The following is a 17,375-nucleotide window of genomic DNA, read 5'->3' on the forward strand; positions in this document are numbered from 1 at the left end:
GTTATGCTATTTTTTATGCTCTAATCCTAGGTGGGGAAAGGGATTGAGGGGCTTTTGAGGGTTACAAGTTTGAGATATAATATGATAACTCATAGATTCCGTAAAAATAACAGTAAAGGATGCTAAGGATGTTTATAAATAAAAAAGAAAAATTTTCCATTCGTAAGTTTAAAGACGGCCGTTCAGACTCAGTCAAAATCGGTACAGTTGGTCTGATTGTCGGTGCAGCCCTTGCAATGGCAGCTGGAACGCAGACCGTTGAAGCGGCAATGACAGAAAACAGCGATAACACAACAACGATTTCAAATGATAAGGGTTCAGTAGTTGTAGAAACAGCTAATATTGAGGATCCAAATAATGGTAAGAACTTTGATACTAATCCAACTGAAAGTGATACAAAAACAATCACTAAAACTGGAAAAGTAGATTACAAATATGTAACTGCTGAAGGAAATACTGTATTAGAAGAAAACAAAAACCAAAACTCTGGTGCTGACAAAACTATCGAAACGACATACGATGTATTCGGTAAATCAGGAGAAGTTTTCAAAGAAACTACAGGTGGAGATGCAGAAGATAGCGACCTAAATGACGCTAAAGAAAATGGTAAGAAAGAAACTATCGAAAAAGATGGGAAAACTTACCACCTAATTGGAGAACCTAAAGTTGAAACAACTGGAGATGGTGGTTCAGATTATTCTAGCACAACTCTAGGTGATGTAACTGCGAAACTGACTCCAGAAGGATTAAGTAATGCAGAAGGTAAAATCACTTATGGTAATGTAAAAGCTGGTGGAAAAGCTTGGATCGTTGAACAAACTGGAAAAGGCACATATGGTAAATATGTACAAGCCGATTCAGGTGCAATCACTTCTGATGATAAACTGAAAGAAGCTTTCACAGCTGGAGAAGCAGCAGCAAAAGACTTCAATTCAGCGAATGTAACAGCTGATGGTGGAATCAAAGAAGGAGACTATGTTTTCGTCCTTGAGAAAAACACTTATGTAACAGTTAACTCTGGGGATGTTACTTTATCAGCTTATATACCTTTATCGCCTAAGGACAATGTAGCTGATGACCTTTCGGATTCGGGACAGGGGGATGGTGCAAGTCTAGATAGAACATATGCAATGGTTCAAAAATTTAAAGCTGCGCCAGATACTTTAACAGGAGAAAGGAACAAAACTACTGTAAAAGGGTATCTTGCTTATCTTCAAGAAAAAGGATTAGAAGATAACATTCTTAATTTTAAACGATATTTTGCTGTGGGGCTAGACGCAAAAACTGGTGTTAAAGGCGCTATAGCAGTTGATAATGGAGACCAAGTTGATGCTAAAAGAAGACCGACATCGGATGTAACTGCGGATTATTCAGAGGTTTATGAATCTGGAACAAGTGCTATAAGTGGTGGTGATTTTACTCTTAACCTTAGTGGTCCTCAAGCGGAATATGAAACTTACACTTACCGTGATGAAATCACTCCTCTTCGTGCATACCGTTTAGCAAGTGGTACTACAACAATCACTTACACTTATGCAGAAGAAAAAACTCGTGAAGTAGAGAAAAAAGGTTCTGTAGTAGTTAACTACCAAACAGAAGACGGAACAGAATTAAAAGCTCCTTACACTGATACTCCTGAAACAGTAGCTGAAGTAGTAACTGAGAAATACTATGTTAATGCTGATGGACAAGAAGTAGTTGTAGAAGACAAGACTGTTAGAACGCCTAAAAACGTAGCGTACAACACTAAAAAAAATGCAGATGAAAAACCTCAAAAACTTACAGATGCACAAGGAAATGTTTACTACCTAAACGAAGCAAGTACAACAACATCTGTAAATGGTACAGAAACTACATCGCCAGCTGAAGAAGGTACAGTAGTAGAAGGTGTTACAAAAGTAACTTACATCTATGAAAAAGCTGGATCAGTCATCGTCAACTACAAAACAGAAGATGGAACTCCACTTACAGGAACAGTAGTTGGAGATGAAAGCAAAACTGTAGCTTCAGGTACGAAAGATGTTGATAACGGTAAACCAGGTACAGAGTACAACACTGCAGATAACGGAATGAAACCAGAACGTATTAAAACTGCGGAAGGAAAAGTTTACCAACTGGTTCCAGAATCAACTGAAGGTGAACCAGAAGGTGAAGTAGAATCAGGTGTAACGAAAGAAGTAACCTACGTTTATAAAGAAGTGAAAGGTAACGTAGTTGTTAAGTACGAAGATACTGAAGGTAACACACTTGCTGATGACGAACAAGATGAAACAGATGCTTCTCTAAATGTTAAATACGACACAGCTGATCACAAAAAAGAATCTATCGAAAAAGATGGTGTTAAATATTACTTAACAACTAAAGAATTGAAAGATGGTTCTAAACCAGCAACAGGTGATGTTGTTGAAGGGACAACTACAGTAACTTACGTTTACGAAAAAGCTGGATCAGTAATCGTTAACTACCAAACAGAAGACGGAACTCCATTAGTAGGAACTGCAGATGGAGCAAATGTGGAATCAGGTGCTAAAGACACAACAGACGCTAAAGCAGGAACTGACTACAACACTGCAGACAACGGATTGAAACCAAACCGCATCACAACTGCAGAAGGAAAAGTATACGAACTAGTACCAACAGCAACTAAAGGTGACGAAACTGGTAAAGTTGTTGCTGGAGAAACTAAAGAAGTAACATACGTTTATAAAGAAGTTAAAGGTAATGTAGTCGTTAAGTATGAAGATACTGAAGGTAACGTAATCGCTGAAGACGAAAAAGACGAAACAGATGCTTCTCTAAACGTTAAATACGATACAGCAGACCACAAAAAAGCTGAAATCACTAAAGACGGTGTTAAATATTACTTAACAGCTAAAGAGCTTAAAGATGATTCTAAACCAGCTGCGGGAGACGTAGTTGAAGGAACAACTACAGTAACTTACGTTTACGAAAAAGCAGGACAAGTAGTAGTTAACTACCAAACAGAAGACGGAACTCCATTAGTAGGTGTTGACCCAGCTGGTGCAAATGTAGCTTCAGGTGCTAAAGACACTGTAGATGGAAAACCAGGATCAGATTATGATACTTCTGACAACGGAATGAAACCAGCTCGTATCACAACTGCAGAAGGCAAAGTATACGAATTAGTACCAACAGCAACTAAAGGTGCCGAAACAGGTACAGTAGTAGCTGGAGAAACGAAAGAAGTAACATACGTTTATAAAGAAGTAACTGGTGATGTAGTAGTTCACTATGTTGACACAGAAGGTAACAAAATCGCAGCTGATAAAGACGACCTTAAAGGTGCATCTCTAAGCGAAAAATATGATACTGCTGTTGATAACAAACCAGAAAAAATCACTGCAGAAGACGGAACTGTATACTACATTACAAAAGCTGGTCTTAAAGATGATTCTAAACCAGAAACTGGAAACGTAGTTGAAGGTAAAACTGATGTAACTTACGTTTATGAAAAAGCTGGATCAGTAATCGTTAATTACCAAACAGAAGACGGAACTCCATTAGTAGGAACTGCAGACGGTAAAGATATTGCTTCAGGTGCTAAAGATACTGACAATGGAAAACCAGGTTCTGAATACAACACTGCAGATAACGGAATGAAACCAACTCGTATCACAACTGCAGAAGGAAAAGTATACGAACTAGTCCCAGCATCAACTAAAGGTGATGAAACAGGTACTGTAGAATCAGGTCAAACGAAAGAAGTAACCTACGTTTATAAAGAAGTTAAAGGGAATGTAGTAGTTCACTATACAGATGAGGCAGGAAACAAAATTGCTGAAGATGCTAAAGATACAACAGATGGATCAATTAGCACACCATATGACACTTCTGATAACGGCATGAAACCAGAACGTATTACGACTCCAGAAGGCAAAGTTTACCAATTAGTACCAACAGCAACTCAAGGTGCTGAAACTGGTAAGGTTACTGAAGGAACTACAGAAGTAACCTACGTTTATAAAGAAGTAACTGGTGATGTAGTCGTTCACTATGTTGACACAGAAGGTAACGTAATTGCTGAAGATAAAGAAGATACGAAAGGTGCTTCTCTAAACTCTAAATACGATACAACTGACAACAAACCAGAGAAAATCGAAAAAGACGGAACTGTTTACTACTTAACAGAAAAAGCTCTTAAAGATGACTCTAAACCAGAAAACGGAGACGTAGTAGAAGGTAAAACTGAAGTAACTTACGTTTACGAAAAAGCTGGACAAGTAGTCGTTCATTACACTGACGAAAAAGGTAACACTATTCAAGAAGATGCTGTTGATACAAAAGACGGTAAACCAAACTCAGACTACAACACTGCTGATAACGGAATGAAACCAAACCGTATCACTACTCCAGAAGGTAAAGTATACGAATTAATCCCTCAGTCAACTAAAGGTGATGAAACAGGTAAAGTTAAAGCTGGAGAAACGACAGAAGTAACTTACGTCTACAAAGAAATCACTGGTAATGTCGTCGTTCACTACGTTGATACAGAAGGAAACACACTTGCTGAAGATACGAAAGATGTAGAAAATGGATCACTAAGTGAGAAATATGACACAACTGACAACAAACCAGCTAAACTTGAAAAAGATGGACAAGTTTACTACTTGACAGCTAAAGAATTGAAAGACGGTTCTAAGCCAGAAAACGGTGCTGTTGTAGAAGGAACTACAGAAATCACTTATGTATACGAAAAAGCAGGAAACGTTCTTGTTCATTACGTAGACGAAGCTGGAAACACTCTTCAAGCAGATGCTGTTGATACAAAAGATGGTCAACCAGGAGCTAAATATGATACTTCTGATAACGATATGAAACCAACTCGTATCACTACTCCAGAAGGAAAAGTATATGAACTCGTACCAGCATCAACTAAAGGTAACGAAACTGGAGATGTTGAAGCAGGTAAAACTACAGAAGTGACTTATGTCTACAAAGAAGTAAAAGGAAACGTAGTCGTTCACTATGTAGACGAAGCTGGAAACACAATCGCAGAAGACATTAAAGATACGACTGATGGATCTGTAAGCTCAGCATATGACACAAGTGACAACAAACCAGCTACAATCACTACAAAAGATGGTAAAGTATATGTACTTGTACCAACTTCAACTAAGGGTGAAGAGTCTGGTAAAGTAACAGAAGGAACAACAGAAGTTACTTACGTTTATAAAGAAGTCACTGGTGATGTAGTAGTTCGCTACGTTGATACAGAAGGTAACGTAATTGCTGAAGATAAAGAAGATACTAAGGGTGCTTCTCTAAACGCTAAATACGATACAACTGACAACAAACCAGAGAAAATCGAAAAAGACGGAACTGTTTACTACTTAACAGAAAAAGCTGTTAAAGACGATTCTAAACCTGAAACAGGAGACGTAGTAGAAGGTAAAACAGAAGTAACTTACGTTTACGAAAAAGCAGGACAAGTAGTGATTCACTATGTAGACGAAGCTGGAAACACAATCCAATCAGATGTTGTTGGTACTAAAGACGGTAAACCAGGTGCAGCTTACAACACTACGGATAAAGATGTGAAACCAACTCGTATTACAACTGCAGAAGGAAAAGTATACGAACTAGTACCAGCATCAACTAAAGGTAACGAAAACGGAAGCGTTGAAACAGGTAAAACTACAGAAGTAACATATGTGTACAAAGAAGTTAAAGGAAACGTAGTAGTTCATTATGTAGACGAAGCAGGTAACACAATCGCAGAAGACGTTAAAGACACTACTGACGGTTCTATAAGCTCAGCATATGACACAAGTGATAACAAGCCAGCTACAATCACTACTAAAGATGGTAAAGTATACGTACTTGTACCAACTTCAACTAAGGGTGAAGAGTCTGGTAAAGTAACAGAAGGAACAACAGAAGTTACTTACGTTTATAAAGAAGTCAAAGAAGATTCTACAAATGGAGGATCACTCACTCCATCTAAACCAGGTTCTCCAGCAACACCTTCAACAAATCCAACAAATCCGGTGAGACCGACAGACCCAAGTCAACCAGAAACTCCAGTAGTTCCTGTAGACCCAAGTCAGCCAGCAACACCAGCTAACCCAGCAACACCAGCTAACCCGGCTAATCCGGCTGCTCCAGCAACTCCAACGATGCCATTAGCACCAGTAAATGGTGAAGCACCACAAGCTCCAGCGGCTTCATCAGAAGCTAAAGGGCAAGCTGAACTTCCAAACACTGGTACAGCAGACAATGCTAGCCTAGCAGCACTTGGACTTCTTGGAGTCTTGAGTGGATTTGGACTTGTTGCTCGCAAGAAAAAAGAAGACTAATTTTAATTAGATTTTCTGATAAGAAAAAGGAGTAGGATATCATATCCGCTCCTTTTTGTATTGGGGTATTAAGTAGATGTTAGGTATATTGATAGAATCTAGTAAAAGTATGATTCATATGATATAATTCAGATTAGTAAATCTTTCTGACAAACAAGTGCAGATAAATGAGTCGCGAAGGTTACCGTATATGATAGGAGATTGTTATGACTAAAATGGTTACAATACATCCAGGACTCTGGCAAAGAGAGGTTAGAAAATATGGCTTTGAATCATCCCAATTGTCTAGAAAGAAAATTGCAGATTATCTAGGTTGGGGACATCTATATATTTTAACCCATCCTCAAGTTCGACCAGATTGGAAGGCAGGCTATGAACAAATAGGTTTTGAAAGGGATGAATTAGTGAGTGTAAGCCATTATCAATCAGATATTGGTCATGATGAATTAAGTATTCGTCCTTCCGATATCATTGATAGGTATCCTAATGGAAAAATGACTGTGATTAACGGATTTGTGGCTAGTATTGAATTAGAAGAAGAAACCCTATATTTTACTTCTGGATTATATTTAAAGAAAAATAAAAAAGAAGAACTGGAATGGTTAAATCGAGATGGTTCGACAGCGATGCGGGCACGGTACTATAAGCCAAGAGAAGAACCAAGTCCCATTTATATGATGGAGGACAATTATTTATATTATAAAGATGGAGAATGGTTAACCTACGAAGACTTATTGATTCAGGTATTAATCAGTCTTACAGATAAGAAAGACATCTTAATTCGAGATCAACATAACGTGGTGACTCCCAAATTATGGCGCTTTGTAGAAAATACAAACCGTCTCTATTGGGAATATATCCATGACAATGTATTGCTAAATCCAGCTCATAATCTAAGAAGAAAAACTAGATATTTAGTAGCTTCAGAAGTATTAACATCAATCTTGCAAGATTTAGGGTATCACGCACAATTTATGCCACCGATTTTTGCACCTCAAGTTTCCTCAGTAGTCACAAAAAGAATAAATCCAAGTTCTTATTGTTATGTAGGGAATATGAGTAAGGTAAAAAGGGTAGAATGGATTATAGAAACCTTTAGGAAGTTAGAACAAGAAGGCCTTCCTGTAGAGGTATTCTTATATGGTGGAGATATTGACAAATTGAAGAAAGAGTATCCAACTTTGCCATCTACCATCCATGTGATTGGATATGTAGATGAGGTACCTTATTGGGAACATGATGGCTATATTTCAACTTCCCAAAAGGAATTATTTGCCAATGCCTGTGTTGAAGCTATGAGTTTTGGATTGATTCCCTTGCTTTCTAATGTTGAAATTGCTCATCAATATTATGCATCTAAGAACTCAGATATTTGCTTATATGATACACCAGAGGAGTTAGCGCATCTTATCAAGTGTTTATATGAGACCGATAAAGAAATCGAGCTAGAAAATACAAGTAAGTTTGTGAATCGATATTCAAAAGAACAAGTTTCTAAGAGATATTTATCACTCATGAACGCCTAAAAATGAAATAGATAATGAGATTTTATTGGATATCTTATTATCTATTTTTTTTAATTTCCTTTATGTATAATTGTTTGATAAAGGAAACTGAAAGTGATATACTAAAATAGTTAGTATGATTTTTTATAATAAGTAGAAAGAAATAAAAGGAAAAATACCTTATGAAAAAAGATACAATTCAAAAATATTCATTACGTAAATATAAAGGGATTGGTGCAGTATCAGTTTTATTAGGGATGATGATTGTTGGAGCTAGTCCGGTATTGGCTGAAGAAACTGCAAATACAGCTAATGAAACTACAGTAACACCTGCAAAAGATAATGTGAAAATGGAAACATTGAGTAATGGTATGGGTAGTTATACAATGCCAAAAATGCATGTGTTTGATGGTTTGAATTATCATGCAACGGGGACAGAAGATGGATATGAAAGAAATCATCGCGAGAATGAAGGTAGAGCCAAATATAATTTAGACAGAGTTGAAAAGGAAACTATAAAAAAACAAGGAGAAGATAACTTTAAGGATTCAAAAATTTCTTATGTCACAAAAGAAGGCGAAGTGCTGAAAGAAGAATCTGATGTAGAAATTCCTGTTGGTGATAAACACCTTTCTAGTACTACTATGGATTATAAAATTCGTGGACTTTTTGGCAAACGTTATGAAGGAAATGTAGCAAATTTAACTAATGATGTTTTAAGTAAAATCAAAGAAGCTGATAAAGTTTTAGAAAAGAACGGAGAAAAATATCATAAGATTGATACAGAAGTAGATAAACATGAGGGGACTACTAAGGAAACAACTTTCAATGATATTACAGTACCTGCAAATCCTGGAAACTTGCATAATGAAGATGGAAGTATTCGCTATAACAATATTAAAGAAGGTAGTCGAGTTTGGTTAGTTTCTGAAACTGATGAAGGAAAATATGGGAAGTATGTTTTAGCCACAAAACCAACTACAGCCAATGATTCTTGGGCTGTTGAAACATTTAAACAAGGTGAAAATGATGCTAAAGATTTTACAAAAGAAAATATAACAACTGATGGTGGAATTAAGGAAGGAGATACTATATTAGTTGTTGAAAAAAATGAGGTAGCATTAAAAGAATCTGTTTCTACAGCAACGGAACAAGAAGCGTATACGGCGGGTGCATTTTTTAATGAGAAAGCATTAGAGGAAGGCTTAAATAATCTTTTAGATGAGAGATTAAGAGATTTAAAAGACGAAGATGTCACTAACTCTGAAAAAGAAAAGACATGGGAAGAAATCTATAAGGTTACATTAACAAATAAAAATGCAGTAGATAATAAGAATCGTCCTACTTATTCTGTACATCAGGAGTTTAATGGTTATATAAGAGAAAACGGAAAGTTTGTAAAATATAACGATGTAACAGAATATATAACTAAGCTAAAAGAAATGTTTGGCGAAAAAGAAATTACAGTAGGATGGAAAAATTCTCGAGATAAAGTAGAACCAAAATTTGTTGGAAATATTGAAGAGTTTAAAGACACTGCTAACTACGAGAGTGAAAAAGCAAATGTCACGAAGTTTAAAGAGGCTCATAAAGCAATTCAGTATGTCGACCAAGTTCCAACAAATGCAAATTTTGTAAAAAATGTGTTTGAAGTAAATGTAGATTTTAAACTAGGAGATAAGAGTACAGATTCTTATTATCCTAGTGAAGATCATGATTCTAATCAACCAGAAAAAACTTATTTAGCTTATAGATTTGGCTATTTTGGTTCGAAATATTATAGTGAAGATACTAGATATCAATATGGATTAGGCCAATTATATAAAGAATATGAAAAAGATGGAGTTCGATATAGAATTGCCGCACCTACGAAATATGAACAACATGCGTCAATATCTGAGCCTATTTATAGTGAAATTCATTATTACGACTTATACCAACCAACCCGTGCTTACCATATTAGTGATCAACTAACTAATGTTAAAAACATCTACGCTAAGGAAGAAACAGAAACTACTGAGAGTAAAGGTAGTGTCATTGTTAAGTATGAATTAGCGGATGGAACTTCTATTAAAGAAAGTACAGATGTTGTTAAAGATGCAGTGATATCTTCTACAGAAACTAAATATTACTTAAATAAGGATAATCAAAAAGTAGTAGTAGGAACACCAACGACAACGAACAAAGAGGTTTCATATGATGCTACAACGGTAAAACTACAAGAAATAACCAAAGATGGTAAAAAATATAAACTAGTAGGACTGAAAACAGGCTCTTCTACAGAAACAGGGAAAGTTGTTTCAGGAACTACTGAAATTACCTATGTCTATAAACTAGCAACTGGTGGAAATGTATTTGAGAAATACATGTTAGAAGGGACAACTACTGAAATAGCAGCAGGAAAACTACTAACACAAGATGCTTCTATAGGAGATGAATATACGTCTACTGCTCCTAAAGTGGGAACAATACTTCAAAAAGATGGTAAGTCTTATTTTTACAAAGGACATCGTGCTACATCAGCGTCAGAAACGGGTACAGTTGATGAAAATGAAAAAACGGTTATTTATGACTTTGTAGAATATTTTAGTGAAAAAGGTGAACCAGAAGTACAGCCGGCATTACCAGAAGGAGTCGTAAGTGAGAAGGGTGAACCAGAAGTACGACCAGCATTACCAGAAGGAGTTGTAAGTGAGAAGGGTGAACCAGAAGTACAGCCAGCGTTGCCAGAAGGAGTTGTAAGCGAAAAGGGCGAACCAGAAATACAACCAGCGTTGCCAGAAGGAGTTGTAAGTGAAAAAGGTGACCCAGCGGTTCATTCTGTAGCTCCATTATTGATTACTCGCCATATTATTATTGAATCGAATGAAGAACTCGTTCCAATTCAAATTGGTAAATTGGCTCCTAAATCTGATATCATATCGAAAAATGGTAAGAAATATCGATATACAATGACCTATGAAAAAGATGGTATTGTTACTCATTTATATACTGAGTTAATAGGTGGTGATGTAACGAAACCACAGGATCAAGAATACCTTCAGTCAAATTCTGTTAAGATTGATGAACCTACAAAACAAGAAGGTTCTCATCAAGATGAAGCGGTGGCCCAAAAAGAGAACAAGTCATCTCATGGGGAACACTCAGAATATGGGGAAGAGTTACCTCAAACAGGACAAGCTGAACTTCCAAACACAGGTACAGAAGCTAACGCTAGCCTAGCAGCACTTGGACTTTTAGGTGTCTTGAGTGGATTTGGATTTCTTGCTCGCAAGAAAAAAGAAGACTAATTCAAATTAGATTTTCTGACAAGAATAAGGAGTAGGATATCATATCCGCTCCTTTTCTGTTGAAGTTGAGATGAGAGTCATCTTAGAGCTGGTTAAAAATTTTCAATGGTTTGATTATCAATTCTCTGTATATTTTTCTCGTTCTAATCCCATATAGACAAGATGACAGAATTATCATCTATAAGTTGTCTGGCTTGACTTTCTTGATGGAAATTATATAATAGCTGTAATAAAAAGAATTACAATGAGAAAAGAGAACCATTTATGACCTATGAATACAAGAGCCACATTTATTTAGCAGAGGCAGTTTTAAATGTAAAGGATTTGGCAAGTCAAACTGCCTTTTATCAGCAAGTGCTTGGTTTAGAAATCTTATCTCAAACTGAGACAGAGGTCGTTCTGGGACTTGGAGGAACAGCCTTGGTACAGCTGATTCAAACAAAAGAGAGCGGTGAAGTAAGGGAACATTATGGCCTTTACCATCTGGCTATTCTCTTGCCGACACGAAAGGATTTGGGCGATGTCTTGAAACACCTGACGGATTTGCAGATTCCTCTTGTCGGCGGTGCAGACCATGGTTACAGTGAAGCTATTTACTTGGAAGATTTGGAGGGAAATGGCATTGAACTCTATCGAGATAAGCCAGTTTCCACATGGGATATTCGAGAAGACGGTCGTATTATAGGGGTCACTGACGCCCTTGCGGCGCAGGATATCTATGAGTTGGGGGAAAGAGTAGAGCCCTTTATCCTAGCAGAAGGCACGAGAATGGGGCATATTCATCTTTCCGTCAAGGATGGTCGAAAGTCCAGCCAGTTTTATCAAAAGGTGTTAGGGCTAGAGGATAAATTCAGTGTGCCTAGTGTCAGTTGGATTGCAGCTGGGGACTACCATCATCATTTGGCAGTCAATGAATGGGGAGGAAAAGGTTTGGCTTCGCGTAAGCAAGGTCTACCAGGTTTAGCCTATTATGTTATTGAGGTAGCTCGTAAAGAAGAACTGTTAACGATTGCGCAACGAGCACAAGAAGTTGATGCACCAATCAAGTGGCTGACATCGAGCCAGTTGGAAATCACAGACCCAGACAGAATTGTGACTCGTATCCGCTTAGACAGGATGTGATGATAATCAGAACATCAATTGTAGAAAGTGCTCCTTATCCTAGTCAGATACGGGGAAAATTTGATATGATAGTAGAGAATAAGGAGAAGAATACAATGACCAGTGAATATCAGAAAATGATAGCGGGAGAGGTTTACCGTCCATCGGACCCAGAATTGCGGACCTTGGCTCAGGCTTCTCGCCAAAAACAGGCTGCTTTTAACAATGAAGAAGATCCCTTGAAAGGGGCAGAGATTATCAAGACTTGGTTTGGCTCGACCGGGAAAAATCTTTATATCAACACTCGCTTGATGGTGGACTACGGTGTCAACATCCATCTAGGGGAAAATTTTTATTCTAATTGGAACTTGACCATGCTGGATGTTTGTCCGATTCGCATCGGGGACAATGCTATGATTGGTCCCAACTGTCAGTTCTTGACTCCCCTCCATCCATTGGACCCGCAGGAACGTAATTCAGGTGTGGAATACGGCAAGCCTATTACTATCGGAGACAATTTCTGGGCTGGAGGTGGTGTTATTGTCCTTCCTGGAGTGACACTGGGCAATAATGTTGTTGCTGGAGCAGGGGCTGTAATCACTAAGTCCTTTGGCGACAACGTTGTCCTAGCTGGCAATCCTGCGCGTGTGATTAAGGAGATACCTGTGAAATAGAAGTAAAAAGGAACAGCGGAGGTTTTTTTGTAGGTTTCATCATCTTTTACTCAGCCCACATTTACCTACTCTATCTCTTAGAAAGTTTGCTTCATTGATTAATTTAAAAGCATCTTGTAACTGGGATGCTTTTTTCTCCTCAATTTATCATTCTCCTCCTTGACACTCGGTCAGCTTTTGATACAATAGTACAAAATTAGAGGAGGTGGGTTATGATTCAGAAACATGCGATTCCCATTTTAGAGTTTGATGACAATCCTCATGCGGTTATCATGCCCAATCACGAGGGGCTGGACTTGCACTTGCCCAAGAAGTGTGTCTATGCTTTTTTAGGTGAGGAGATTGACCGCTATGCGAGGGAAGTAGGGGCGGACTGTGTCGGCGAATTCGTTTCAGCCACCAAGACCTATCCAGTCTATGTCGTGAACCACAAAGGCGAGGAGATCTGTCTGGCTCAGGCACCTGTCGGCTCAGCTCCAGCAGCCCAATTTATGGATTGGTTGATTGGCTATGGTGTGGAGCAGATTATTTCCACTGGAACCTGTGGTGTGCTGGCTGATATAGAAGAAAATGCCTTTCTAGTTCCTGTTCGCGCTCTGCGAGATGAAGGAGCTAGTTATCACTATGTGACACCTTCTCGTTATATGGAAATTCAGCCAGAGGCTATTGCTACCATTGAGCGAGTGTTGGAAGCCAGAGGGATTCCTTATGAAGAAGTCATGACCTGGACGACAGACGGTTTTTACCGAGAAACGGCTGAAAAGGTGGCTTATCGTAAGGGAGAAGGCTGTGCTGTTGTGGAGATGGAGTGTTCTGCGCTTGCGGCAGTAGCCCAACTGCGTGGGGTTCTCTGGGGAGAATTGTTGTTCACAGCTGATTCTTTAGCAGACTTGGACCAGTACGACAGTCGTAACTGGGGTTCAGAAGCTTTCGAGAAGGCTTTGGAACTCTGTCTTGAGATTGCCTTTCAGATCTAGCTACTCTCCTACTTTTTATGGTACAATGGATGTATGTTATTCAAATTATTTGTGAAAAAAATTGAAAGGGCCTTGGGTGGACTTTCACCAGCTCGTCGCATCTTTTTAAGTTTCGCTGGAGTTATTTTTATAGGTTCTCTCCTTTTGAGTTTGCCTTTTGTTCAGGCGAGTGGTTCGCAGGCCACTTATTTTGACCATCTCTTTACGACGGTGTCTATGGTCTGTGTAACCGGCCTTTCTACGCAACCGGTAGCTACTACCTATAATGTCTGGGGGCAGTTGATTTGTATGCTCTTGATACAGATTGGTGGTCTGGGGCTCATGACTTTTATCGGGGTCTTTTATATTCAGGGGAAGCAAAAGCTCAGTCTTCGCAGTCGTGAAACTATTCAGGAAAGCTTTAGTTACGGGGAGACTCGGTCGCTGAAAGCCTTTATGCGTTCCATCTTTTTGACGACTTTTCTGGTAGAGGGTTTGGGAGCTTTTCTTCTTAGTTTCCGTTTTATTCCTGAGTTCGGCTGGGGGCGAGGCATTTTCACCTCTATCTTTTTAGCCATTTCAGCCTTTTGTAATGCTGGTTTTGATAATTTCGGCAGTAGTAGTTTAGTGGCTTTTCAGACGGATCCCTTAATCAATCTAGTCATTGCTGGCTTGATTATCACGGGTGGTCTCGGCTTTATGGTCTGGTTTGACTTGGCAACCCAGTTTGACAAGAAAAAACGCCGTCTGCGTTTCCACACCAAGCTGGTTCTATTCTTGACTGCAGGGATCTTGCTGTTTGGGACAGTATCCACACTCTTTACGGAGTGGCACAATCCAGGAACCATTGGCAATCTCAGTGTTCCAGAGAAAGTGTTGGTCAGCTTTTTCCAAACCGTCAGCATGAGAACAGCTGGCTTTGCCTCTATTGACTACACCCAAGCTCGGCCTGTGACCTTGTTTATCTATATCTTACAGATGTTTCTCGGAGGGGCGCCTGGAGGAACGGCTGGGGGGCTCAAGATTACGACTCTCTTTGTCTTATTGGTCTTTGCGCGTAGTGAATTGCTGGGCTTACCTCATGCCAATGTTGCGCAGAGAACTATTGAGGCTCGAACAGTCCAAAAATCCTTTAGTGTCTTCATTATCTTTTTGATGACCTTCTTGTTGGGCTTGATGTTGTTGGGAATTACGGCAGAAGGAACACCGCGATTTATTTACCTCATGTTTGAGACCATTTCAGCTCTTGCGACAGTTGGGGTAACGGCAAATCTGACACCAGAATTAGGCAAGTTAGCTCTTAGCATTATCATGGTGCTCATGTTTATTGGCCGTATCGGTCCCTTGACCTTGCTGGTTAGTCTAGCTGACTACCAGCCTGATAAGAAAGATTTGATTCAGTATATGAAAGCAGATATTAGTATTGGATAAGAAAGGAAGAATGATGTCAGATCGTACGATTGGAATTTTAGGCTTGGGGATTTTTGGGAGTAGTGTCCTGACGGCCCTCGCCAAGCAAGATATGAATATCATTGCCATTGATGACCACGCAGAGCACATCAATCAATTTGAGCCTGTTTTAGCGCGTGGAGTTGTTGGCGATATCACAGATGAGGAACTCCTCAGAACTGCAGGAATTGATACCTGTGATACGGTTGTAGTGGCAACAGGAGAAAATCTAGAGTCGAGTGTGCTTGCAGTCATGCATTGTAAGAGTTTGGGGGTACCAAGGGTTATTGCCAAGGTCAAAAGCCAGACAGCCAAGAAGGTGCTAGAAAAAATCGGTGCTGACTCGGTGATTTCACCTGAGTATGAAATGGGGCAGTCTCTAGCGCAGACCATTCTCTTTCATAACAATGTTGACGTCTTTCAGCTGGATAAAAATGTGTCTATCGTGGAGATGAAGATTCCGAGTGTTTGGGCAGGTCAAAGTCTGAGCCAGCTGGATCTACGTGGCAAATACAACCTCAATGTCCTAGGATTCCGTGAACAAGAAAATTCACCACTGGACGTCCAGTTTGGTCCTAATGATCTCTTGAGGTCAGATGCCTATATCATGGCGGTCATTAACAACCAGTATCTAGATGATTTGGCAGAATTAAATTCGTAAGGAGGGGGATCCCCTCTTTTTTGATGTCCAAAATAGCAAATAGAGATAGCAACTCTTGTATTCTAGTAAAAGTCCTTCAAAAGCTGGACTTTATGGTAGAATAGAAAGAAGTGACAAGAGAGAGTAATACTCTTCGAAAATCAAATTCAAACCACGTCAACGTCGCCTTGCCGTAGGTATGGTTACTGACTTCGTCAGTTCTATCCACAACCTCAAAACAGTATTTTGAGCTGACTTCGTCAGTTCTATCTGCAACCTCAAAGCAGTGCTTTGAGCAACCTGCGGCTAGTTTCCTAGTTTGCTCTTTGATTTTCATTGAGTATAAGAAAAAATCAGTCCCCTAAAGGAGTAGATTATGAAGTTATTGTCTATCGCCATTCCTAGCTATAATGCCGCTGCCTATCTTCATTACTGTGTGGAGTCGCTAGTGATTGGTGGTGAGCAAGTTGAGATTTTGATTATCAATGATGGGTCTCAGGACCAGACTCAGGAAATCGCTGAGCGTTTAGCCCGCAAGTATCCTAGCATCGTTAGAGCCATTTATCAGGAAAATAAGGGCCATGGCGGTGCTGTCAATCGTGGCTTGGCAGAAGCTTCTGGTCGTTATTTTAAAGTAGTTGATAGTGATGACTGGGTGGATCCCCGTGCTTATCTGAAAATTTTGGAAACCTTGCAAGAACTAGAGAGTGAAGATCAAGAGGTGGATGCCTTTGTGACCAATTTTGTCTATGAAAAGGAAGGTCAGTCTCGTAAGAAGAGTATGAGTTATGAGTCAGTCTTGCCTGTCCAGCAGATTTTTGGCTGGGACCAGGTCGGAAATTTCTCAAAAGGTCAGTATATCATGATGCACTCGCTGATATACCGGACAGATTTGTTGCGAGAGAGCCAGTTCCAACTGCCTGAACATACTTTTTATGTCGATAATCTTTTTGTCTTTACCCCCCTTCAGCAGGTCAAGACCATGTACTATCTGCCTGTTGATTTCTATCGTTATTTGATTGGGCGTGAGGATCAGTCTGTCAACGAGCAAGTGATGATTAAGCGTATTGACCAGCAACTTAAGGTCAATCGACTCTTGGTAGACCAGCTTGATTTATCTAAAGTAAGCCACCCCAAAATGAGAGAATACCTGCTGAATCATATTGAGATTACGACAGTTATTTCCAGTGCCTTGCTCAATCGAGCTGGAACAGCGGAGCATCTGGCCAAAAAACGGGAGCTGTGGACCTATATTCAGCAGGAAAATCCAGAGGTCTTTCAAGCTATTCGTAAGACTATGCTCAGCCGTTTGACCAAACATTCCGTCTTGCCAGCTCGCAAACTTTCCAATGTCGTCTATCAAATCACCAAATCTGTTTATGGATTTAATTAATATAAGTATTTTATAAGAGGGATTTAAGAAAAATTTTAACTTTTTCTTAA

The 17,375-nt window shown here is 39.2% G+C and carries 9 protein-coding genes; all 9 read left to right on the forward strand.

Annotated features, from left to right (window positions below):
• Positions 1-128 precede the first annotated feature (128 nt).
• The 9 genes from K1I71_RS07175 to K1I71_RS07225 all read left to right on the forward strand — a co-directional run bounded on the left by K1I71_RS07175 (position 129) and on the right by K1I71_RS07225 (position 17,325).
• Positions 129-6,317 (forward strand): MucBP domain-containing protein, encoded by a 6,189-nt coding sequence (locus K1I71_RS07175; RefSeq protein WP_223330596.1) that lies wholly within the window; start codon positions 129-131, stop codon positions 6,315-6,317.
• Between the two features lie 206 nt (positions 6,318-6,523).
• Positions 6,524-7,843 carry a glycosyltransferase gene (locus K1I71_RS07180; protein ID WP_223330597.1) on the forward strand — a complete coding sequence of 440 codons (1,320 nt, stop codon included), beginning with the start codon at positions 6,524-6,526 and terminating at the stop codon, positions 7,841-7,843.
• A gap of 161 nt (positions 7,844-8,004) precedes the next feature.
• Positions 8,005-11,112, forward strand: coding sequence for an LPXTG cell wall anchor domain-containing protein (locus K1I71_RS09610; RefSeq protein ID WP_398576681.1), 3,108 nt, complete (start codon positions 8,005-8,007; stop codon positions 11,110-11,112).
• A gap of 264 nt (positions 11,113-11,376) precedes the next feature.
• Complete coding sequence (locus K1I71_RS07200) at positions 11,377-12,234, forward strand: VOC family protein (protein WP_223330598.1); 858 nt, start codon at positions 11,377-11,379, stop codon at positions 12,232-12,234.
• Positions 12,235-12,329: 95 nt separating this feature from the next.
• Entirely contained in the window at positions 12,330-12,887 is a 558-nt protein-coding gene (locus K1I71_RS07205; protein WP_223330599.1) for a sugar O-acetyltransferase, read from the forward strand.
• A 212-nt stretch (positions 12,888-13,099) separates the two neighbouring features.
• On the forward strand, positions 13,100-13,864 hold the full coding sequence (locus K1I71_RS07210) for a nucleoside phosphorylase (RefSeq protein ID WP_223330600.1): 765 nt from the start codon (positions 13,100-13,102) through the stop codon (positions 13,862-13,864).
• A 33-nt stretch (positions 13,865-13,897) separates the two neighbouring features.
• A complete protein-coding gene (locus tag K1I71_RS07215) occupies positions 13,898-15,274 on the forward strand; it encodes a TrkH family potassium uptake protein (RefSeq protein WP_223330601.1) in 1,377 nt (458 codons plus the stop codon).
• Positions 15,275-15,287: 13 nt separating this feature from the next.
• Complete coding sequence (locus K1I71_RS07220; protein ID WP_223330610.1) at positions 15,288-15,953, forward strand: potassium channel family protein; 666 nt, start codon at positions 15,288-15,290, stop codon at positions 15,951-15,953.
• Positions 15,954-16,308: 355 nt separating this feature from the next.
• The gene (locus tag K1I71_RS07225) at positions 16,309-17,325 is read left to right on the forward strand and encodes a glycosyltransferase family 2 protein (protein ID WP_045606564.1); all 1,017 of its coding nucleotides are present in this window, start codon (positions 16,309-16,311) and stop codon (positions 17,323-17,325) included.
• Positions 17,326-17,375: the final 50 nt, after the last annotated feature.

The organism is Streptococcus mitis (genome assembly GCF_019929545.1).
GTDB lineage: Bacteria > Bacillota > Bacilli > Lactobacillales > Streptococcaceae > Streptococcus > Streptococcus mitis_BU.